This window comes from Azonexus hydrophilus, assembly GCF_905120355.1.
Classification (GTDB): Bacteria; Pseudomonadota; Gammaproteobacteria; order Burkholderiales; family Rhodocyclaceae; genus Azonexus.
Window position 1 is genome coordinate 61,876 of the sequence record NZ_CAJHOB010000012.1, and the last position, 21,700, is coordinate 83,575.

19 protein-coding genes are annotated in these 21,700 nt (G+C 61.4%); 9 read left to right on the forward strand and 10 right to left on the reverse strand.

The window, feature by feature from the left end:
* Positions 1-38: 38 nt before the first annotated feature.
* On the reverse strand, positions 39-251 hold the full coding sequence (gene rpsU, locus JYJ39_RS10610; RefSeq protein ID WP_205204215.1) for a 30S ribosomal protein S21: 213 nt from the start codon (positions 249-251) through the stop codon (positions 39-41).
* A 139-nt stretch (positions 252-390) separates the two neighbouring features.
* Here rpsU and tsaD point away from each other — a divergent pair, with 139 nt between their 5' ends.
* Together tsaD and corA are read left to right on the forward strand one after the other, a co-directional pair.
* Positions 391-1,437, forward strand: coding sequence for a tRNA (adenosine(37)-N6)-threonylcarbamoyltransferase complex transferase subunit TsaD (gene tsaD / locus JYJ39_RS10615; RefSeq protein WP_205204277.1), 1,047 nt, complete (start codon positions 391-393; stop codon positions 1,435-1,437).
* On the forward strand, positions 1,431-2,396 hold the full coding sequence (corA, locus tag JYJ39_RS10620) for a magnesium/cobalt transporter CorA (RefSeq protein WP_205204217.1): 966 nt from the start codon (positions 1,431-1,433) through the stop codon (positions 2,394-2,396). The genes tsaD and corA overlap by 7 nt, the downstream gene beginning before the upstream one ends.
* A gap of 10 nt (positions 2,397-2,406) precedes the next feature.
* Here corA and plsY read toward each other — a convergent pair whose 3' ends face one another.
* The 4 genes from plsY to JYJ39_RS10640 form a co-directional block, all read right to left on the reverse strand.
* Complete coding sequence (plsY, locus tag JYJ39_RS10625) at positions 2,407-3,039, reverse strand: glycerol-3-phosphate 1-O-acyltransferase PlsY (RefSeq protein ID WP_205204220.1); 633 nt, start codon at positions 3,037-3,039, stop codon at positions 2,407-2,409.
* 94 nt (positions 3,040-3,133) lie between these two features.
* Positions 3,134-3,625: a Cys-tRNA(Pro) deacylase gene (gene ybaK / locus JYJ39_RS10630; RefSeq protein ID WP_205204222.1), complete on the reverse strand. Its 492-nt coding sequence runs from the start codon at positions 3,623-3,625 to the stop codon at positions 3,134-3,136.
* A complete protein-coding gene (locus tag JYJ39_RS10635) occupies positions 3,622-5,583 on the reverse strand; it encodes an ATP-binding protein (RefSeq protein WP_205204224.1) in 1,962 nt (653 codons plus the stop codon). The genes ybaK and JYJ39_RS10635 overlap by 4 nt, the downstream gene beginning before the upstream one ends.
* The gene (locus JYJ39_RS10640) at positions 5,580-6,515 is read right to left on the reverse strand and encodes a PhnD/SsuA/transferrin family substrate-binding protein (RefSeq protein ID WP_205204226.1); all 936 of its coding nucleotides are present in this window, start codon (positions 6,513-6,515) and stop codon (positions 5,580-5,582) included. Before JYJ39_RS10640 ends, JYJ39_RS10635 begins: the two co-directional genes overlap by 4 nt.
* 415 nt (positions 6,516-6,930) lie before the next feature.
* Between JYJ39_RS10640 and JYJ39_RS10645 the strand changes: the two genes are divergently transcribed.
* On the forward strand, positions 6,931-8,811 hold the full coding sequence (locus JYJ39_RS10645) for a TolC family outer membrane protein (RefSeq protein ID WP_205204227.1): 1,881 nt from the start codon (positions 6,931-6,933) through the stop codon (positions 8,809-8,811).
* A 96-nt stretch (positions 8,812-8,907) separates the two neighbouring features.
* Here JYJ39_RS10645 and JYJ39_RS10650 read toward each other — a convergent pair whose 3' ends face one another.
* Positions 8,908-9,621 carry a response regulator gene (locus JYJ39_RS10650; protein ID WP_205204228.1) on the reverse strand — a complete coding sequence of 238 codons (714 nt, stop codon included), beginning with the start codon at positions 9,619-9,621 and terminating at the stop codon, positions 8,908-8,910.
* Positions 9,622-9,806: 185 nt separating this feature from the next.
* On the opposite strand from JYJ39_RS10650, the gene JYJ39_RS10655 reads away from it, so the two are divergent.
* From JYJ39_RS10655 to JYJ39_RS10680, 6 genes are all read left to right on the forward strand, one after another.
* Positions 9,807-10,193: an Hpt domain-containing protein gene (locus JYJ39_RS10655; protein WP_205204229.1), complete on the forward strand. Its 387-nt coding sequence runs from the start codon at positions 9,807-9,809 to the stop codon at positions 10,191-10,193.
* A 5-nt stretch (positions 10,194-10,198) separates the two neighbouring features.
* Positions 10,199-12,601: an ATP-binding protein gene (locus tag JYJ39_RS10660; protein ID WP_205204230.1), complete on the forward strand. Its 2,403-nt coding sequence runs from the start codon at positions 10,199-10,201 to the stop codon at positions 12,599-12,601.
* Positions 12,601-12,966: a response regulator gene (locus JYJ39_RS10665; RefSeq protein WP_205204231.1), complete on the forward strand. Its 366-nt coding sequence runs from the start codon at positions 12,601-12,603 to the stop codon at positions 12,964-12,966. The genes JYJ39_RS10660 and JYJ39_RS10665 overlap by 1 nt, the downstream gene beginning before the upstream one ends.
* A gap of 83 nt (positions 12,967-13,049) precedes the next feature.
* Positions 13,050-13,352: a c-type cytochrome gene (locus JYJ39_RS10670; RefSeq protein ID WP_205204233.1), complete on the forward strand. Its 303-nt coding sequence runs from the start codon at positions 13,050-13,052 to the stop codon at positions 13,350-13,352.
* A gap of 200 nt (positions 13,353-13,552) precedes the next feature.
* Positions 13,553-14,833 (forward strand): MFS transporter, encoded by a 1,281-nt coding sequence (locus JYJ39_RS10675; protein ID WP_240189633.1) that lies wholly within the window; start codon positions 13,553-13,555, stop codon positions 14,831-14,833.
* A 203-nt stretch (positions 14,834-15,036) separates the two neighbouring features.
* Positions 15,037-16,362, forward strand: coding sequence for a hemolysin family protein (locus JYJ39_RS10680; RefSeq protein ID WP_205204235.1), 1,326 nt, complete (start codon positions 15,037-15,039; stop codon positions 16,360-16,362).
* A gap of 53 nt (positions 16,363-16,415) precedes the next feature.
* Here the strand turns inward: JYJ39_RS10680 and pelG are convergent, their stop codons facing one another.
* From pelG to JYJ39_RS10700, 4 genes are read right to left on the reverse strand one after another with little or no spacing between them, the layout of a single operon-like run.
* Positions 16,416-17,789 carry an exopolysaccharide Pel transporter PelG gene (gene pelG / locus JYJ39_RS10685; protein ID WP_205204237.1) on the reverse strand — a complete coding sequence of 458 codons (1,374 nt, stop codon included), beginning with the start codon at positions 17,787-17,789 and terminating at the stop codon, positions 16,416-16,418.
* Positions 17,789-19,345, reverse strand: a complete 1,557-nt coding sequence (pelF, locus tag JYJ39_RS10690) for a GT4 family glycosyltransferase PelF (protein WP_205204239.1) — start codon at positions 19,343-19,345, stop codon at positions 17,789-17,791. Before pelF ends, pelG begins: the two co-directional genes overlap by 1 nt.
* Positions 19,342-20,343 (reverse strand): tetratricopeptide repeat protein, encoded by a 1,002-nt coding sequence (locus JYJ39_RS10695; protein ID WP_205204241.1) that lies wholly within the window; start codon positions 20,341-20,343, stop codon positions 19,342-19,344. The genes pelF and JYJ39_RS10695 overlap by 4 nt, the downstream gene beginning before the upstream one ends.
* Entirely contained in the window at positions 20,336-21,700 is a 1,365-nt protein-coding gene (locus JYJ39_RS10700; protein ID WP_205204243.1) for a PelD GGDEF domain-containing protein, read from the reverse strand. Before JYJ39_RS10700 ends, JYJ39_RS10695 begins: the two co-directional genes overlap by 8 nt.

The following is a 21,700-nucleotide window of genomic DNA, read 5'->3' on the forward strand; positions in this document are numbered from 1 at the left end:
TTGTGGCGGGCGGCTGTGTGCTGCGTCGGAGAGCCCGATCAGTACATCTTGGGCGGCAGGGTCAGGCTGCGCAGACGCTTGTTTTGGCGTTTTACAGCAGCTGCCGCCTTGCGCTTGCGTTCGGCCGTGGGTTTTTCATAGAACTCACGGGCACGCAGCTCGGTCAGGAGACCAGTCTTTTCGACCGTGCGCTTGAAGCGACGAATGGCAGCTTCGAACGGCTCGTTTTCCTTGACTCGAATATTCGGCATAGTTTCACCCCCTCCCGTAAGGCGCCTGCCAGGTCAAGTAAAAGGGCAGTGCGCGCAAAAATTTTTGTTCCGGCAAATTGCGGAAAGCGCGAGATTGTATGTCAGGGGGCTCATTGAATCAAGTGTTAAAATGCGTGCCATGTTGATCCTTGGCGTTGAATCTTCCTGCGATGAAACCGGTGTGGCGCTGTATGACAGCGATGCCGGTTTGCTGGCGCACACCCTGCACTCGCAGGTGGCGATGCATGCCGAATATGGTGGTGTGGTGCCGGAGCTGGCGTCGCGCGATCATGTGCGGCGCGTGGTGCCGCTGCTACGCGGTGCGCTGTCTGCCGCCGGCAAGTCGCTGGCGGATATTGACGCCGTAGCCTATACCCGTGGTCCCGGGTTGTCCGGTGCGCTGCTGGTTGGTTGCGCTTTTGCGGAATCCCTGGCGTTTGCATTGGGCAAGCCGACGCTGCCGGTGCACCACCTTGAGGGACATTTGCTGTCGCCTTTGTTGTCCGCCGATCCCCCCGCTTTTCCTTTCGTCGCGCTGCTGGTTTCCGGTGGGCATACCCAATTGATGCGGGTGTCTGCGGTAGGTGCCTACGAGATTCTCGGTGAAACCCTCGACGATGCTGCCGGAGAGGCCTTCGACAAGAGCGCCAAGTTGCTCGGGCTGCCCTACCCCGGGGGGGCTTTGCTGTCGCGTCTGGCAGAGTCAGGCGATCCTGCGCGTTTCAGTCTGCCGCGGCCCATGCTGCACTCTGCGGACCTGAATTTCAGTTTTTCCGGCTTGAAAACCGCGGTGCTGACCCTGGTGCGCGAGCAGGAGGGTCCGCTGGATGAGCAGCTGCGCGCAGATATTGCGCGCGCTTTCCAGGAATCCATTGTCGAAGTGCTGGTGAAGAAGTCACTCAAGGCGCTCCAGGCGACCGGCTTGCAAACGCTGGTAGTGGCGGGTGGGGTCGGGGCTAATCGCCAGTTACGTGAACAGTTGAATGCGCAGGCGCGGCGCAAGCGGTTCCGGGTGTATTACCCGGAGCTGGAGTTCTGTACCGATAACGGGGCGATGATTGCGTTGGCGGGGTGTCTGCGCCTGCAAGCAGGTACGCCGGCGAAAGTGGCCGGCAGTTTTTCCGTGCAGCCACGCTGGCCTTTGCTGCAGCAGCCCGTGGCAGAAACGGAGGATGGAGCATGCTGATCAATTGCGTGGCCTATGAGCATGGCAGCCGTCTGCGTGATCTGGCGGTCGAGGAGATCAGCGATTTCTTGCAGCGACCGGATACGTTCGTCTGGGTTGCCTTGTGCGATGCCAGCCCGGAAGAAATGGCGCAGATGCAGATCGAGTTTGGTTTGCATGATCTGGCAGTGGAAGATGCGCGTAATGGTAATCAGCGCCCCAAACTCGAAGAATACGATGATGCCCTGTTCGCCGTGCTGCACTTGATCGAGCCGGACGGGGAGGGGTTTTCAGTGGGCGATCTCAGCGTTTTTGTCGGCAGCAATTACATCCTGTCGGTGCGTAATCGCAGTCAGCAGGGTTTTTTGGGTGTGCGCGCGCGTTGCGAACGGGAGCCGCATCTGCTGCGTCAGGGGGCCGGATTCGTTCTGTATGCACTGATGGATGCGGTGGTGGATCGTTATTTCCCCATCGTCGATCGGCTCGAATCAGAGCTGGAAGGCATTGAGGCCAACATCTTTACCGAGGGTGCGGCGCGCAGCAACATTGAGCGTCTGTATGACCTGAAATACAAGGTGATGTGCGTACGGCATGCAGTCGTGCCCTTGCTGGAAGTGGCGGCGAAACTGTCGAGCGGCCGTGGGCCAGCCTGTTGCGCCGCCAGCCGGGAATATTTCCGTGATGTCTATGATCACCTGTTGCGCATCAATGCCTCGATCGACAGCATCCGTGAAACCATCGGTACGGCGATTCAGGTCAACCTGTCGATGGTGGCCATTGGCGATAGCGAAGTAAGCAAGCGTCTGGCCGCCTGGGCGGGTATTTTTGCGGTGGCGACAGCTTTTGCCGGGGTCTGGGGGATGAATTTCGAAGTCATGCCCGAGTTGCAATGGAAATACGGCTATCCGGTGGCGCTGGTGGCCATCGGCATCACCTGTTTCGTGCTGTACCGGCGTTTCAGGCGTGCCGGCTGGCTCTGACCGAGACGTCTCAGCGTTTTTTCTTTTTCCGTGGCGTTTCCTGTGCGGCAGGGGGCTTGTTGCCGCCGATCCTGCCTTCCTGGCCGGCCATCAGGCGTTGCAGATTGCCCCAGTGTTTGGCAATGAGCGCCAGCGCAATCAGCACGACCACGCCAAACAGGCTGTCGGCACCATGCAGGGTGGCGGCGTAGAGCGGTGCCAGTAGTGCAGCAAGGAGGGCGGCTAGCGAGGAATAGCGCGATACATAGGCGACCAGCAGCCAGGTGGCGAGGGTCAATAAACCCAGCCAGGGATCGAGCGCCAGTAAGACGCCGGCAGCGGTGGCGACTCCCTTGCCACCCTTGAACTTGAGAAAGAGCGGAAACAGATGGCCGAGAAAAACAGCCAGCGCGACCAGGGCAATGGTCGCGTCGCTCAGGCCGAAATGTTGTGCCAGAAATACTGCCAGCCAGCCTTTGAGCGCATCGCCGAGCAGTGTCACCAGGGCGGCTTTCTTGTTGCCGCTGCGCAACACATTGGTGGCGCCCGGGTTGCCCGAACCGTAGGTGCGCGGGTCGGCCAGCCCGAACAGGCGCGAGGACAGCACGGCAAACGGGATGGAGCCCAGCAGGTAGGCGGCGGCGACGGCAAGAATTTCGATCATGGCTGCAGGAGCGGTGAAAATGGATGTTGCGGATTGTACATGCTGGCCCTTGGGCAGGCTGCGCGCGACTCAGGAGAAGCGTGCTGCCGGGGCATCAGCCGGGCAAGGCAACGTTAACGCTACGTGCGCCGACGATACGTGGTACGACACTGGGGTCGATACCCACCAGGAAACCGCGCCGGCCACCGTTGATGTAGATCCTGGGGAGTTCGAGGATACTGGCTTCGACAAAAACCGGCAGGGTCTTTTTGGTGCCGAACGGGCTGGTGCCTCCCACCAGAAAACCGGTATGACGCTGCGCAACTTCTGGCTTGCAGGGCTCGATCTTCTTGCAGCCGATCTGACGGGCGAGCTCTTTGGTGGACACTTTGCAGTCGCCGTGCATGAGTACCAGCAGGGGTTTGGCTTTCTCGTCCTCGAAGACCAGTGTCTTGACGACCGTGTGTTCGTCTACGCCCAGTTCGCGTGCCGAGACGCGCGTGCCGCCGTGCTCTTCGTAAGTGTAGGGATGGAGCGTGAATGCCACCTGCTGTGCTTTGAGGAATTGCGTGGCAGGGGTCTCGGAAACGTGAATCGATTTACTCATGGTTTGGGGGGGCTGGCCGGGAGCCAGTGGACCAGGGTGGCATACAGCAGTTCCGGATTGATCGGTTTGCTGATGTGTTCGTTCATTCCGGCTTCCAGGCAGGCCAGGCGGTCTTCCGCAAAGGCGTTGGCGGTCATGGCCAAAATCGGTGTCGTGGCATGCTGTGGCAGTTGGCGGATGGCGCGGCTGGCATCCAGGCCGTTCATGCGTGGCATCTGGATGTCCATCAGGATTAGGGCGTAATCGTTGGTACTGGCCAGGGCTACTGCGGCTTCACCGTCTTCCGCGACATCGACCCGCAGGCCAACATCTTCGAGCAGGGTCAGGGAGACTTCACGATTGACCGGCTCGTCCTCGACCAGGAGAACGCGGGTGCCGGGAGGGCGACGTTGCAGACAGGCCTCGGCAGCCTGGCTGGCGCTATCCGGGTGCATCCTGTCGGGGCCGCTGACCGTGGGCAGAGTGATGGAGAACCAGAAGGTGCTGCCTCTGCCCAGTGTGCTGTCGACGCCAATCTGCCCGCCCATCAGCTCGACCAGTCGTTTGCTGATCGCCAGCCCCAGGCCGGTGCCGCCATGTTCGCGGGTGGTCGAGTTATCGGCCTGTTCAAAAGGGCGGAACAGGCGTGGCAGGACATCGGCCGCGATGCCGATGCCGCTGTCACGGACCGTGAAGCGCAGGTGCAGGCGGTCGTGATGTTCTTCCTGGCAACTTAGCTCCAGTTCGACGCTGCCGCTGTCGGTGAATTTGACGGCATTCGCGGCCAGGTTGAGCAGAACCTGACCGATCCGGGCCGGGTCGCCCAATACCTGCCGGCCTGCCAGTTCAGGAGTGATGCTGGTGCGCAGGGAAAGTCCCTTGCTGCTGGCCCGATGGCTGAGCAGGCTGAGGGTGTTTTCCAGGATGCTGCCGAGGAGGAAGACCCGTTGCTCCAGGCTCAGGCGCTCGGCTTCGATTTTTGCCAGATCGAGGATGTCGTTGATGATGTGCAGCAGGTGTCGTGAAGCGTGGTCGATCTTGCCCAGTTGTTCGGCGGTCACCGGGTCGCTGGTACGCCGGCGGAGGATGCTGGTCAGACCCATGATGGCGTTCATCGGGGTGCGCAACTCATGGCTCATATTGGCGAGGAAGGTGCTTTTTGCCCGGCTGGCAGCTTCCGCTGCATCACGTGCCTGCACCAGATCGCTGGTGCGCAGGGCGACTTCTTGTTCCAGGGAGGCTTGTTGCTCGGTGAGCCGAGCTTCGCTGCGGGCCAGAGCGTCGAGCATGGTGTTGATGGCACGGCCGAGACGGGCTGCTTCATCGCTGCCGGTGAGTGCGACCCGCTGTCCGTGTTCGCCGCGCTGGACGGCATCGGTGACACGCTCGATAGCGGCCAGACGGTGGGTTAGATAGCGTGCTGCGAGATGGGCAAAGAAAGCCGCAAGCAGGGTGGCGAGCGCAGCGTAAATGTAAGCTTTCCGCCGGGAATTGCGCAGTTCTTCTGCCAGCGCCTCATTGTTGATGCCGATGCGCAGCCAGCCGATGTGGGCTTGCTGCAGCCGGATGGGGGCGGCAACCTCCAGTGCCAGGTGCTGGGCATGCAGCACCGTGCTGGTGTCATTGGCCGGTGGCAGGGGGAGGAACAGGCCGCGTCGGCTGCGATCGGTGTGGGCGAGGATTTCGCCGCGGGTATCGAGCAAGATGGCATGGCGTAGCCCGGGGTAGGCGCTGAGGCTGCCAATGCTCTCCTGCATGCCGGCAAAATCGCGCGCAGCGACCCAGAGTGCGGCGGAGGCGGCGACACTTTCTGCCAAGGCCATCACCTGCTGACGTTGTTCGGCGATGGCGTGCCGTTCTTGCCGGTGCACCAGATTCATCACCAGCAGCAGCATGCTCGCCGCAATGAACAGGGTGCAGCCCAGAGTCAGTTGATGTTGCAGGCTGCTGGCGAGAAAGTTGCGGAGGGTGTTTTTCACGGTATTTCCACCGGGCGCACGTGGCGTTCGAACTGGGTGACGAATTGAGCGACGACGGCATAATCAGCGTCGCTGGCCGGGTGAAAGCGGGCCGTTGCCATGCCCTGCAGGATGGTTTCACCATTGCGGGAGGTGCTCAGTGCCAGCAATTCTTCACGCACAGCCGTAACCAGTTCGTGGGGCAGGTCGGCGCGCGCCATGACCGAGTTGTTGACCAGATGTCTGGTTTCCCAAATGACCTTGAGTTGCGCCGCTTCCTTGGGGTGGTCCTGCTGGAACAGGCGCCAGGGTGGTGGCCAGGTGGCGGCTGCGGCAGTGTGGCCGAGGTAGGCGTTCATGATGGAAGACTCTTGCGAACCGACATAACGGTTTTCAATGTCACGTTGGATGTTGATCCCGTGCTCATGCAAGAACAGTTGCGGCAGCATGGCGGCCGCCAGGGCGGTGGGTGAGGGATAGCTGACAGGCTGGCCGCGTAGGTCGCCTGGTTTTTGTACCGGGCTGTCGCGGCGGACGATGAATATGCCGCGAAAGTCCTCCGCATCGCCCGCCATGGCGATGACGTGATAGCCCACCTTGATGGCTTCCAGCGTTTGCCATGGATTGGGGAGGAGGAATTCCGGCGCGCGCGCCCGTAGTTTTTCCTCAAACGCCTGGTAATCGCGGGAAGCCTCCAGTACGAAATGTACTTGCGGCAGGCGCTGGTTCAGGTGATCGATCAGGGGTTGGTAGGCGGCGGCGAGTTTGCCCGGGTTGTGCAGTGGGTGTACGGCAAAACGGAAAGTCGCAGGTCCTTCCTCAGCACTACTGCGGTAGTCCAGAGGAGGTAATTCGTTCGTCGGCTGATTGCATGCTGTCAGCAGGATGGCGCAGAGGACAAGCAGCAGCGGGCGCAGTCTGGCCCGCACGTGCCCCGCGAGTACCTGCGACATGGGGAAAAGTTGAGGAAGCGGTGGTACAGCAGACATAAGGGCGAACGATGATTTTTCCAAAAATTAACAGAAAGCCGGGGTGTGGACAACGTTCGTGCCAAAAACAACTGGAAATGACGGATATTGGTTCGTGTTTATGGCGGCGAGTACTGATAATGCCCGTTTTGTGCTCGATTTACTAAACATTACATTTCACGGGCATGTTCTATTTACAATTCGCCTCGATTGAACATCTGGTTTAGTCAGGATGCTCGGCGCAAGTGCTGAAATCAAATTTCAAAGTAAAACGAATGGGTGGGCACAGTCGCTGGTGACGAGATTCCGGTCTGGTTGCAGAGAGCCCTTGAAGATGTTTCCCTGTGACTTCCCTGCGACGGTTTCTGGCGGGGGAATCAATGCATGAATGGATGGCTACATGAAGATGAAAACAGTTTCCCTGTTTCTGGTGGCAAGTGTGTTGCCGTTGTGGGTGCAGGCACAAAGCCCCGCAGTGCCGGCCTCGACCGTGCAGCAGGAACTGCGCGAGATCGCACAGCAGGCGGTATTGAAAAGCCCGGAAGTGACGACCAAATGGCACAACTACAGGGCGGCGGAAGAAGAGATCGGGGTGGCGCGTGGTGGTTACTTCCCGCGTGTCGATCTCAATGCCGGGGCCGGGCGTGAAAGCCTGAAAACACCGGATGCTGAACGCGACAGGTATAACCGGCGTGGCTACGGGCTGACGCTGAATCAGATGCTGTTTGACGGTTTTGCCACCCGTAGTGAAGTGCGCAAGCTCGACAAGGCCCGCCTGGTGCGTTACTTCGAACTGCTGGAAGCCTCGGAAAATGTTGCGCTGGAAGCGGGGCGTGCCTATCTGGATGTGCTGCGTTACCGCAATCTGCTGCAACTGGCGGAAGACAACTACGTCCGCCACAAGGCAACCTATGAGCAATTGAAAATCCGTACCGCCTCCGGCGTGGGGCGCCGAGCTGACCTGGAGCAGGCGGGTAGCCGTCTGGCACTGGCAGAGGTCAATCTGACCACGGAAACGGCAAACCTGCACGATGTGACCGCCCGCTATCAGCGGCTGGTAGGTGCCCTGCCACCGGCCAGCATTACTGATCCGCAACTGGTGCGCAGCAGTGTGCCGGCGTCCAGCAAGGCGGCGATGGATGTGTTGTACCAGCGCAACCCGACGCTGCATGCGGCAATAGAGAACATCGAAGCGGCGCAGTACGACATCAGCGCCCGCCGTGCGGCGTATTCGCCCAAGGTCGATTTCCGGGCGCGGACCGAGACCATCAACAATTATCAGGGGGTACGTGGCGACCGCGACAACAACGTCGCCGAGGTGGTGCTCAACTGGAACCTGTTCAACGGGGGCTCCGATCGTGCTCGCGAACGGCAGTACATGGAACGCAAGAACGTCGCCGTCGAAATGCGCGAGAAGGCCTGTCGCGATACCCGGCAGACGCTGCAGATTGCCTACAACGATGTGGCGCGCCTGGGTGAGCAGGCGAAGTACCTGAAAACCCAGGTCGAATTGCAACAGAAAACGCGTGACGCTTACCGTGATCAATTCAACGTCGGTCAGCGCACCCTGCTCGATTTGCTGGATACGGAAAACGAACTGCTGTCTGCCCGTCGCTCGCTGGTCAATGCCGAGGTCGACCTGAGTCTCGCTTATTTGCGGACTTATGCCGGGATGGGCACCTTGCTCGAGTTCATGGGGCTGCAGCGACTGGAAACGGAAACCCCTGCTGCCAGAGAGCTGGCACAGGTTGACGCGGCGGCACTGTGCCCGGTTGCAGAAGTGGATGTGAAGGCAGCGTCGTACCAGGAACTGGATGCACGGGCGCAGGAAATGCTGGTGGCGACACGCAGTCCGGTATTTGCGACGGCGCCGACGGCTGCAGTGTCGGCGGGTCCCGGTGGGGAAGTTGAAAGTGCCGTGCGTTCTTGGGCTGCCGCTTGGTCAGCCAAGGATTACGCAGCCTACACTGGATTCTATGCACCGAGTTTTACGCCTGATGGCGGGCTCAGCCGGGAAGACTGGGATAGCTTGCGCCGGCAGCGTATTTCGCCCCGCGAGACGATTTCGGTCACTCTTGAACAGATTGTGGTCAAGATGGAGGGCCCTGATCGTGCCCGGGCTGAATTTACCCAGAACTACGACTCCAACGTCTTCAGCGACCGTGTGTTCAAAGTGCTGGAGATGGTGCGCAGCAATGGCCGCTGGCTGATCAACCGGGAAAGCTCGCGGCCGTGCGAAGGCAATACCGTGGGCGGATGTCGGCGTAGTCTGTTGGAATGACATCCGGCAGAATGCGATCAAAAGAGCCGCTCACGAGCGGCTCTTTGCATTGGGTCTGAGGTCTGTTGCGGAATGCTCTGCGCGAGTGGCGGTGGCTTATTCGACGGGGGTGACTGCCGCGACGAAAATGTAGCCCTGTGCGCGCAAGGTCTTGATGTACGGCGTGTTGTCGCCTTGTTTGCCGAGCAGGCGCCGCAAATGACTGATGTGCACATCGATGATGCGGTCAAAAGGATGGTAGTCCCGGCGCAGTGCCGTGCGTGACAGGAAATCACGCGACAGCGGTTCGAACGGCCGCTCAAGCATGCAGCTGAGCAGTGCGAAGGCGGCAACGCCGAGGGTTTCGGTTTTGCCACTGTGGTGAACCAGTTCGCGTGTCGCGCCGTTGAGGGTCCAGTCACCGAACTTTAGCGAACGCAATACGGCACGTCCGGTCGGGCTGCTCCGCTGCTGGCTGCGCCGCAGCAGGCTGCGCGTGCGGGCCAGCAGTTCGCGCATGTTGCAGGGTTTGGGCAAGAAATCGTCGGCGCCGATTTCGATGCCGATGATGCGCTCGATCTCATCCGAGCGCGTGGAGTGGATGAGAACGGGAATTTCCGATTGTCGCCGCAGCTTGCGCAGCAGCTCCAAGCCGTCGGCATCGGGCAGGCTGAGGTCCAGAATGATCAGGTCCGGGCCATGTTCCAGTTGCCGCCACATGGCGGCACCGGTTTCGGCAAACAGGCTGGCAATGCCGGCGCTGGTCAGCGTTTCCTGCAGCAAGTGGCGCATGCCCGGGTCGTCTTCAACAATCAGTGCGGTATGCGACATGGTGGTGGAAGGAGCCAGCCAAGAAGAAAAAGAGCCCGAATTGTAATGCACAGTAAATTTTTGTGTTGCCTGAAGCATTTCCCGGCAGGGCAATGGGCGGTATCTTTACCCTGCGGCTGTAGTTCTTTACACGTAGGGCAAGATGCCGATGGGACAATGCTGGCTTGATGAGTGAAAAGTGGTGCATGATGCAGATTCCTCACCTATTGGAAGGTTTCGACGTAGATGATGCAATTGCCCGGATGCTGGGGCGGCCACAGCTGTGGTGGCAGACCCTGGGCTATTTCGTGCATGAGTTTGCCGATTGGCCGCAGCGCTGGCAGGCAAGTCAGGGCGATGCCGAGCACGAACGGCGCGTGGTGCATGCCCTGCGCAGCGCCGCCGCCAACGTGGGGGCGCAGCAGCTGGCTGATGCAGCGCGGCGGTTGGAGCAGATCCTTTTGGTGGGTGCTATCGGAGTGCCGGGGACGGTCACTGAGTTGCGCATCCATCTGTTGGCGGCGTTTTCTTTGTGCTGGGAATCGGCGGCTGAAGCCTGGACGCGTTCCGGGGCAACATTGCCCGAGGGGTGACACCCATGCCCACGCAGCGTGAAGTGGGCATGGTTACGACAGCTGACCAGGCTGGTTTGGCTCAGCAGGTTTCCAGGCTGCAACTGCGCGTTTTTCTGCCACTTTTTGCCGGCTTGTTCGTTGTGCTGCTGCTGGCGCTATTCTGGCAGCTGCTGGTCACCGAGCGGGCGGAAAACCGGAGTCGTCTGGCGGTTTGGCAAAGTGCACTGACGGAGTTCTCCACCCGCCAGCCGGTACCGCCCAATTTTTTGCAGGCCCTCGCGGCGCAGCCTGATCTGCTCTATCTCACGCTGGCACCGTTGTCTGCCGAGACAGGCGAAGAAACGCAGGTCTGGCTCGATTACCGGCGACCCGACGTGGCCTTGCCGCTGGGCGCCACTGTGCCGCTGGCCGCAGGTGAGCGTCTGGGCTGGCGGCATCTGGCTTTTGAGAAAATCATCCGCCACGTCGACGGTTCGCAGTATGTGCTGCGCGGGGCCTCCGATTTCGGCAGCAGGCTGCAGCATCTGCTGTTTTCGCTACTGCTGTTCAGCGCTGTGTTTGCGGCCATCCTCGGGCTTGCCCTGCGCTTGCAGTCGCGTCATCTGCAGCAGTTGTGGCTGCCTCTCGAGCGTCTCAATGAACGCATGGCGGCACTTTCCGCCGGTCGTTACGATGTCCAGGTAGAGGAAGTCGGCGTGCTGGAATTTGACCGCCTCAGTGCCGGTTTCAACCAGATGGCAAACCAGATTCGTGAGCGCGACCGCTGGTTGACCGAGCATCTTGGCAGTCTGGAGCAGGCGGTGGCACAAAGAACGCGCGAATTGAGTGCGGCCAAGGAAGAGGCGGAGGAAGCCAGTCAGGCCAAAAGTGTGTTCCTGGCCACGATGAGCCACGAAATCCGCACGCCGATGAACGGTGTGCTGGGGATGACGGAATTGCTGCTGGCAACGTCGCTGACGCCGAGTCAGCGGCAGTTTGTCGAAGCGGTCGAGCGTTCAGGTCAGCATTTGCTCGGCATCATCAATGACATTCTCGACTTCTCGAAAATCGAGGCCGGGCGTTTCAGTCTGGTGGAGGAGGCGTTCGACCTGCAGTCCCTGCTGCGGCAGACGCATGAACTCTATCTGCCGCTGGCGCAGAAAAAAGGCTTGGCGCTGGTGCTGGATTTGCCGGCGGAGAGTGAGCTGTGGGTGTCAGGTGATGGGTTGCGGCTGCGTCAGGTGGTCAGCAACCTGTTGAGCAATGCCATCAAATTCACCGACAGCGGCGAGGTTGAGCTGAAGCTGCGCATTTTTTCCGAGGCCGACAGCGATCAGCTGGCACTGGTGTTGAGCGTGAGCGATAGCGGTGTGGGCATCGCGCCATCCGCCCAGACAGAGATTTTCGAGCGTTTTGTGCAGGCTGATGGCTCGACCAGCCGTCGCCATGGGGGGACTGGCCTGGGGCTGGCGATCTGTCGCAGCCTCGTCGAATTGATGGGGGGCTGGATCGATCTGGCCAGTCGAGAGGGGGAAGGCTCATGTTTTACCGTGCATCTCAGCCTGCCGCGTGTACAGGCTTTGCCGCCGGAAATGCGCTCGGTGCCGCAGGACGAAACGGTGGCGGCCCCTTTGCTGCGTGGCCGAGTGCTGCTGGTAGAGGATAACGAAAGCAATCAGATCCTGGCGCGCGCCCATCTTGAGCGCTATGGTCTGAACGTGCTGGTGGTGGGCGATGGTCAGCAGGCGCTCAAGCTGTTGCAGGAGGATAGTTTTGATCTGGTATTGCTGGATTGCCAGATGCCGGTGCTTGATGGTTTTGCGACCTGTCGTGCCTGGCGTGAGTTCGAACAGGCGAGTGGCAGGCCACGTCTGCCGGTGCTGGCGTTGACCGCCAATGCTCGTGATGAGGATCGCCAGCGTTGCCTGGCGGCCGGAATGGATGATTATCTGGCCAAGCCTTACCGTGGAGCAGATATCCATGCTGTTCTGGCACGCTGGTTGCCTCAAGAGCGCCGGGGGCTGCAGGGGCGGGCGCCGGAGGCAGGCCCGCTGCAGGAAGAGCGAGGGTGTGCCGAGTCGATAGTGATCGACCCCGGGGCTTTTGCCCAGATACGGCAGATGGCGCCCGCCGGTGCCGGGCAGTTGATCGTGCAGTTGATCGATGCCTATCTGCGCGGCGGTGAGCAGTTATGGCAGGATTATCTGGCCGCCTGCGAGCGGGGCGATGCGGTGGCGATTGCCGCGTGTTGCCATGCCCTGAAGTCGAGCAGCCATAATGTGGGGGCCTTGCATCTGGCTGGCGTGTGCCGCGAAATCGAGGCGTTGTGCCGCACTGCTGCTGCGACAGGCGTTGCGCCGGAGATATCGCTGCAGGATGCCGCCTTGCGCCGCGAGTGGCCACGAGTGGTTGCGGCCCTGGCTGAGGTGCGTGAGGAGAATGCCTGATGTGCGATGCCCTGAAAATTCTGGCGGCCGACGATGACCCCACCATGGGGGTGTTGCTCCAGGCAGTGTTTGCGCCACCGCACCAGCTGCACTGGGTGGCGGATGGTCTGGCCGCGCTGGCGGCCTGGGAGGCCAGTCCGGATTTCGACGTGCTGTTGCTCGATGTCGAAATGCCCGGGCTCGATGGCCTGAGCCTGGCGGCCGAGTTGCGCCGGCGGCATGGCACGGCCGTGCCCATCGTGCTGCTGACCGGGCGCGAGGACGACGATTTTCTCGCCCGCTGTCATGCATTGTCGGCCATTCATTTTGCCAAACCGGTCAATTGGGGTGAATTGGTGGCACGACTGCGCGCACTGCTTGCCTGAGCGTGTGCAACTCGGGTTAGACTGCAACGCCCGGCAAGCGCGCCGGGATAAAAAATCAAACCGTTTCCGGAGAGGAGAGAAACATGCGCTTCGCTATTCTTTTGGTCGCTTGCAGCACTTTCTTGGGGACTGCCGCTCAGGCAGACGAAGCGCTGGCCAAGGCCAAGAACTGCACGACGTGCCACGGCATCGGCAACAAGATTGTTGGTCCCAGCTACAAGGACATTGCTGCCAAGCGGGCGAGTGAGAAGGGGGCAGAAGCCGCCCTGGCCGCCAAGATCAAGAATGGCAGCAAGAATGAATGGGGGCAGGTGCCGATGCCGCCCAATCAGGTCACCGATGCCGAGGCTGCGACGCTGGCCCGCTGGGTGTTGTCGTTCAAGTAAGTTCGAACGCTGTGCTGTAGATGCTCTCCGCCAGGGTGTCGCCGGAAAACACGGAGTTCAGTGAATCACGCTGTCTGCAGCTGATTTTCCCGGTCGTGTTTTTTGCCAGCCTGTGGCGGTGAGCGCCCCCGCGTGTTACTCCGGTCGCTGCGACCGAGGGTTACGCAGCGTGGGGGAGTTGCCCGTTTTCCGGAGTTTTCATGCTGTCCCTGAGTCCTGAACAAATGCGCTGGCGCTGGCTGGCGCTCGGCGTGGTTGCCACTGCCTTCATTCTGTCTTTTTTCCAGCGTTTTGCCCCGGCCGGGATTGCCCAGGATCTGGCGGCAAGTTTCGGGACGACGGCAGCCTCGCTCGGCTTGCTGGCGGCAACGTATTTCTACGTGTACACCGTCATGCAGATTCCTACCGGCATCCTCGCCGATACGCTGGGGCCGCGCCGCATCGTCGCTCTCGGTGGCATCGTGGGGGGGATCGGTAGCCTGCTGTTTGGTTTTGCGCCCAGTTTCGAGCTGGCGCTGGTGGGGCGCACCTTGATCGGTCTGGGGGTGTCCGTCACCTTCATTGCCATGCTCAAGTTGATTGCGGTGTGGTTTGAAGAAAGCCGCTTTGCCACCATGGTCGGCATCTGCATGCTGGTGGGTAACCTGGGCTCGGTACTGGCCGGCGCGCCGCTGTCCTGGGCGGCGCAGAATTACGGCTGGCGCGGGATTTTCCTGTTCGTGGGTGGCTTTTCCCTCGTGTTGTCGGTGCTCTCCTGGCTGATAGTGCGTGATTCGCCGCTGGCGGCAGATGCTCCCAAAGCGCGAGTGGATCGCACCGTCATCCTGTCGGGTCTGCTCTCGGTGCTGAAGAATCGTGCGACCTGGCCGGCCGCGCTGGTCAATCTTGGTATGTGCGGCGCGTTTTTTACTTTCGCCGGTTTGTGGGCTGTACCTTACCTGATGCAGGTGCACGGCCTGGAGCGCAACGTGGCGGCCAGTCATCTGTCGCTGTGGTTTGGTGGTTTCGCCGTGGGCTGTCTGTTCATCGGCGGCATTTCGGATCGCGTGGGGAAACGCAAGCCCGTGGTGATTGCCGTGTCGCACCTGCACGTTGCGATCTGGCTGATCCTGCTTTCCTGCATCACCATGCCGCTGGTGCTGTCGTACGCCCTGTTTGCCTTGCTGGGTCTGGCGACGGCTGGTTTCAGCCTGAGCTGGGCATGTGCGAAGGAGGTCAATCCGCCCTTGCTGTCCGGTATGTCTACCAGTGTGGCCAACATGGGCGGGTTTCTCTGTGCCGCCATCATGCAGCCGGTGGTGGGCAAGATCATGGATCTGAACTGGCAGGGAGCCATGCTCAATGGAGCGCCGATTTACGATGTGGCGGCCTGGCAGAAAGGGGTGCTGGCCGTCACCGCGTGTGCGCTGATCGGCGCCATTGCCAGCTGGCGGGTGAAGGAAACCGGTTGTCGCAACATCTGGCAGGGGGGACGACGATAGTCTCCGGACATGACAGCCCGCCCGGATTGAGGCATTATTCGCACCTTCATTATTTCGCCAAAGGTTGGGCGGGGCCATTGCCGACAGGCATGGGCCGCGCACTATGTACGACGACCCTGAACCTGCAAGTAGCGCGGCGCAGCCGCACGTCGAGACCCGTCAAGGCGGGTCCCGGTTGTTCGATATGGTAAGTGAGTGCTGACATGGAAATTTTCATCCTGATCGGCCTCATCGTGCTTAATGGCTTGTTTGCCATGTCGGAGATCGCTTTGGTGACGGCGCGCAAGGCGCGCCTGGCCAAGCGTGCCGAAGAAGGCGACCAGGCTGCTGCCGTTGCCGTCAAATTGGGCGAAGACCCGACCCGTTTCCTGTCCACCATTCAGATCGGCATTACCTCGATCGGCATCCTCAACGGGATTGTCGGGGAAGCGGCACTGGCCGGACCGTTGGCCGAATGGCTGCAAGGTCTGGGAATTGAGACCAAGGTCAGTGAATACGGCGCCACCATTCTGGTTGTGGTGGTCATCACCTATGTCTCCATCGTGGTAGGTGAGCTGGTGCCGAAGCGGATCGGTCAGATCGATCCGGAAGGCATCGCTCGCCTGGTGGCGCGCCCGATGCAGATGCTCGCCGTGCTGTCGCGCCCCTTCGTCTTGCTGCTGTCCAATTCCACGGCCTTGCTGCTGCGTCTGCTTGGCCAGCGTGAAGTGGCCGGTCCCAGCGTTACGGAAGAGGAAATCCACGCCATGCTGGTCGAAGGCTCGGAAGCCGGGGTCATCGAAAAGCACGAGCACACCATGGTGCGCAATGTGTTCCGTCTCGATGACCGGCAGATCGCCTCGCTCATGGTGCCCCGCTCGGAGATGGTCTGGCTCGATGTGGGTCTGCCGCTCGACGAGAACATGGCGATCATCACCAATTCCGAACATGCCCGTTTTCCGGTATGTCAGGGTGGCCTGGACAATATTCTCGGCGTGCTCAACGCCCGCCACCTGCTCGGCAAGACGCTGCGTGGCAAGAATCCCAGCCTGACCGAGAAATTGCAGCCCGCGGTATATGTTCCGGAATCGCTCACCGGCATGGAATTGCTCGATCAGTTCCGTACCTCCGGCACGCACGTTGCCTTCGTGGTCGATGAATACGGTGAAGTGCAGGGCATGGTGACCCTGCAGGATCTGATCGAATCGGTGACTGGCGAATTCGTGCCGCACAACACGGAAGATGCTTGGGTGGTGCAGCGCGAGGATGGCTCCTGGCTGCTTGATGGCCTGATCCCGCTACCTGAATTGAAAGATACGCTTGGTCTGAAAACCGTTCCAGAAGAGGAAAAAGGCCGTTACCACACGCTTTCCGGCATGTTCATGTTGTTGCTTGGACGACTTGCGGCAACCGGCGACAAGCTGGTCTGGGAAGGCTGGGTTCTGGAAGTGGTCGATCTCGACGGCAAACGCATCGACAAGGTGCTGGCCAGTCGCTTGCCGGAAGAAGCGGAAGAAAACGGCAACGAGCAACAGGCAAGCGGGGCCTGAGAAGCCCGTGGTTTGCGAAGCGGCCAGAGGGCTGCTTGCTCCGGGCTGGCGTCCTACTGCAACATGAAAGTCTCGTATTCCAGCCGGTTCAGGGCGCGGGTGAGGAGGTAGAGGCCGGTGCTCAGGGTGAGGAGCACGGCGACGGTGAAACCGTAGCCGTAGAGCGCCGCACCGAACCACAGGGAGAGGGCGGTGAGGGCGACGTTGAGGACGACGAATTCCAGGCACAGGAAAAGCACGATGCGGCGCTGGTCTAGGTAGAAAAAGACGTTGAGGATCGCCATCAGCCCGACTTGCAATCCGGCCCCGACGACCTGGATGTAGAGCAGCGGCAGGTACAGTTCGGAAATGTCCAGCGCGCGCAGGAGCGAGGGCCCGGCGACAAAGGTGATGAGAACGGCAGGGGCCTGGATTTTTGCGATTTCTCCCAGCCCAAGGCGGATCGAATGCACCATTTCGTCGCGCATGGTTTCGATGTAATCGAGCGAGCCGCCGTCGCGCACGGCGTTGTAGAACTTGTCGTAATACTCGACGAAATCGGTTTCGATGCGGATGAGGAATACCGCCATGCCGGGAATGATGGAGAGGTAGGCGAGGAAAACAGGCAGGTCGTAGATCAGCGAGGCGCGCAGGTGGCCGATGATGGGATCGGACGTCGGAGGGAAGTACCAGAACATGAACTTGTCGATCCACACGCCCAGGTTGTAGAGAAAACCGATGGCGATCAGGCTCGGATACAGAAAGCGGCGGTCGATGAATTCAAAGCGGACCAGCTCCTGGCGCACGTTGAATTCGCGCATGGTCAGCCCCCACATGCCGGCGAGCAGTACCAGGTTGCCGGCGACGAAGCTGCCGAGTAGGCCTTCCAGCCCGTAGTAGCGCAGCCACAGCGCGCCGACAACGATGAGTGTGTAGCCGACGGCGAACAGCAGGACGATGGCTTTGTAGCGTTTCATGCCGGAGAGCAGGACGCTCATGACCCAGACGCTGCACAGAGTGACGAAGCCCGCCAGCATCAGCAGGCGGTACAGGATACCCTCGCCGGGCAGCAGCAGAAAAATCCCCAGCGTGCCGATGAGGCCTGCACCGGCTGAGACGAGCAGCATCAGCCCGTGCAGGTTGGGCAGTACGGCATCCTTCTTTTTCTCGAACAGCCGGTCGGAGATGAAGCGGGTGAAGGCCAGCTGGGCCAACCCGGTAAAGATCAGGCTGCCTGCCACCAGATAGGTGACGGATGTTTGGAACTGCGTCACCAGATAACTGGGAACGACCACGCTGACGCTGAACAGGCCGATCAGCAAAATCCCGACGATGGAGAGCACCCAGGGGCCGGAGCCAATGATGCCGGCGTAGGCGTAAGCCTCGAGAATGCCGATCAGGGTGTTCTTGCGCAGAATGCGCCGCAGCTCGAAACCGATTCCCGCCATTACCGGATTCCTTCCGCGCGTTCGAGGGCATTCATGTAAACCTTGCGGTAGCGGCTGAACATCAGTACGTCGCTGTAATAGCGCTCGACGCGCTGGATGCCGGCCTGACTGGCCGCCTGCCAGGCTGCAGTGGAGCCGAGCAGGGCAAGCGCCGCGTCGGCCAGCGCCTGCGGATCGGCGATCTTGACGATGGCGCCGGAAGCGCCGAGGGCGCGGTCTTCGTCGTCCAGCCCTTCAACCAGTTGCCGGCAGGAACCGACGTCGGTCGATACGGTGGGAACGCCCGCCGCGTAACCTTCGAGAATGACCAGCGGCAGTGCTTCGCTAATGGAAGAAAGAATGGTGAGGCCGATCTTGGGCATCAGGTCGTCGATTTTCTGGAAGCCGAGGAAGCGGACGTGTTTTTCCAGGCCCAGGCTGCGCACCAGATCGCGGCATTCCTGGGCGTAGCCTGGGTCTTCGTCCTCCGGCCCGGCGATCCAACCCTCGGCATGCGGCATCCGGTTGACGACCCGGCGCATGGCACGGATGAAGGTCTTGATGTCCTTGATCGGCACCACGCGGCCGATCAGGCACAGCACGGGCGGCGGCGTTTCCGGGCGTTGCTCGCGCAAGGGCGACAGGCGGGCCAGATTGATGCCGTTGGGGATGTTGCAGGTGCGTTCGGCCAGCGCGCCGTCGGCGATCTGGCGCTGGCGGTTGTCTTCATAGAGGGCAATGATCGGGTCGGCGGCGTCGTAGCAGAAGCGGCCCAGCCACTCGAAAAAGCCGATCCACATCCGGCGGAAATAGGACAGTTCGGTGGGGTCGCGCTGGAACACGTTGCGGTTGTCGCGGATCCACTCGCTCTTGAACAGGTCGATCTTGCGTTCCTTGGTGTAGATGCCGTGTTCGGAGAGGATTAGCGGCAGTTGCCGCGACTGGTGCAGCAGCGCGCCGAGAAAACCGGCGTAGCCCGTCGATACGGCGTGCAACGCCCGCACCGGAATCAGGTTCTGGGCCACCTTGGCGAGCTGCCACAGGGGCTGGTGCATGATGCGCGCCGTCCAGAAGAAATCCACGAAGGAGGGATCGGCGCAGAAGCGCCGGTAGCGTTCGCAGACCATCTCCCAGGCCGCTTCGCTATGCAGGAAATCGTCGAGCGACAGGCGGCCGGTGGGCAGTATCTCGCGGGAGATTTCACGGAAACTGGCGAGCGCGGTGGCCGGCGCATTGCGGTTGCGCATGTGGTCATGCAAATCGCTGGCCAGTGCGAAAGCCGCGCCGTCACCCTGGCGCGCCGCCGGAATGCGGTCGGCGACCGGCGTGTCGTACAGGAAATGCTCCTCGAAATGCACGACATTTCCGGGGAGTTCGTATTTCATCGCGCCGTAGTCCTCGCGCCGGCTGCCGAGAAAGACGATGGCGAAACGGTACTCCGGGAAGGCGCGGATGATCTGGTTCACCCAGCTCGACACGCCGCCGCTGACGTAGGGAAAGGTGCCTTCGAGCAGGAGCGCGATGTCGGCCTGCGTGGCCTGGGTATAGGGCGGGAGGGTGTCGTTCGGCGTCATCATCGATGGCTTGTCCAGTAGTCGATGACCGGGCGCAGGCGCGGCAGCGCCGCCCAGTTCGAGAGTTGATCCATGAGCGCCTGGGTGGTCGGGAAATCGCGCTGCGCGAAGGCGAGTTCGGCCTGATAAGGCAGGATGCGGGTGGCCGGAAAGCCCTGCGCCGACACCTGCCGGTATGCAGCGGCGGCGGCTTCGTACTCGCCGGAAGCGTGTAGCAGGCGGCCCAGGCGCAGGCGCAAGGCCGGGGTGTCGGGCTGCTCGGCGAGTACGATCTCGCAGTAGCGGCGCGACTGGGCGATGGCGTAGTCGCGCAGGTCGCCTTGGGCGAGTTCCTGATATACCAGCTCCCAGTAAAGATCGGATAGGCGCTGGGCGCTTTCCAGGCGGCCGGCGGCGTTTTCTGGGGCGGAGAAGCTGGCCAGCGCCTCGTCGATGGCCCGGTTGATGCGCTTTTCTTGATTGTCAAGCAAACCGTAGGCGAGCAGCCGCACGTCCTCGCTGTCGTCGCTGAGCACCTCGCGCAGCAGCGGCGTGGCGACACGGCTGGGAACGTGCTGCAAGGCGGTCATGGCGCCGATGCGGGCGGTCGTGGGGATAGCGGCGTTGCCCAGAAAAGCGCGCAGGCCGGCCTGGCGGAAATTGCTCTGGCGGCGCTGGTGCGGGTCGAAGTCGGGTAGTTGCAGGGAAGCGAAGATGGGCGGCGCGTTGGGCGTGCGGTACAGGCGCAGCCAGAGAATGCCGATGGCGATGCCGATGAAGCCGGCCACCGGAATGCCGTAGGCGAAGCCGGTCATCATGAATAGGAACAGGCCGCGCTGGCGGCGCGAACCGACTGGCAGAAGCAGCGCGGCGCAGGCCGAAAGCAGGAAGCTGGCGAATAGGTGCACCAGCAGATACCAGGCCAGAGCCTGATCCGAGGCTTCGCTGGCCAGCCGCAGCCCGCCGCCCCAGGCGGCGAGTTCGAGGGTGAGGGCGTACAGTCCGAGTTTCAGGCTACCCATCGGCCAGTTCCTGGATGCGGCGCAGGGTGTCGATGGTCGTTTCGCCGGCCAGTATGAAGCTGTGCGCAGAAATGCCGAGGCTGGCAAGCGTGCTTTCCGAGGTTTGCTCCGCCCAGGTTTCCAGCCGGTTGAGGAAACCCTCGGCGGTCGAATTGTTGCCAAGCGGCATCAGCGTCGCTAGCACCATTTTTTTCTGTCCGGCGCACAGCCAGTGCTCGTCCAGGGTGCGCTTGAGGCGCATCAGCTGGATGGGGAGATTTTGCGCCACGGCCTGTGGCTGGAATTCGAGGGCGACGATGATGCTGCTGATGCCGGTATTCTGGCGCAGATGCCACAGGCGCTGTGCCTCGAAGGCGAACTCCGGCGGACAGGCCGGTAGGGCGGCGCAGACGGGCGCAGACAGCGCATGCATGGCCAGCCCGTCGGTGTAGTAGCTGAGCAGTAGGTTGATGGTTTGCAGGGTTTCGTCCTGCAGGGAGAAAAAGGGCAGTTCCTCCACCGTCAGGACGCCGTGAATGTCGCCGTTCAGGTTGATGAGCGGGGCGACGATCAGGTAGCGGCTGTGCAGGCGCTGTTCGTTTTCCAGTTGCGCGATGTGGCAGAGCGAGCGGCTGTCCATTGCCTGACGCAGCATCGGGTCGTCGGCGGCGAGCGGCGTGTTGCTGCCGATGCTGGCGAGAGCTTCGCCGACTGTTTCGTTGTCGTCTACCCGGTGCAGGCTGGCGATTTCCAGCTGGCAATACTGCGCCAGCAGGCGCAGCAGGGTCTGCCCGCCCGCTTTTCGGTCGCCCTGGTCGCCAAGCTGGTGCAGGGTTTCCAGAGCGTCGCGCATGGACATCGGGCGGCCAATCAGATCCTGTTCCAGACGGTCGTGGGAAAGGCGCAGCAAGTAGTACTGGCGGGTGAGATGCTCCAGACGCTGCTCGAGGTAGACCTGCACGGTTTCGGCGCGGCGGGTGCGGGTCAGCCAGAGGCTGGAAAATTCGCCGACTAGCATGGTCAGGATCAGGCCGCCGAGGAAATACAGTTTCGGGAAAGCGTCGAAGTGGCCAACGTGGGTGAACAGCCAAGCCAGCAACAGGATGGCGGCGCTGCCCAGCCCTGCCAGCGGGCCGTAGCGCAGCGCCAGAATAGCCGGTGCGAGCCAGCTCCAGGGAAAGCCCGCGTCGATCCACAAAGGGTCTTCCGGGCTGAAAATGAAACCGAGTCCGAGGGCGATGAGCGGCAGAAGCACGATTTCCAGCGCCACCGAGATGGGCGAGACGCTGGTCGTGGTTAACCGGCCCAGCGCCATTCCGGCCAGCCCGCTTTCCGCGGCGGAAGATAGCTTGCGGCTGGTAAGAGAGGAGAGTCCCAT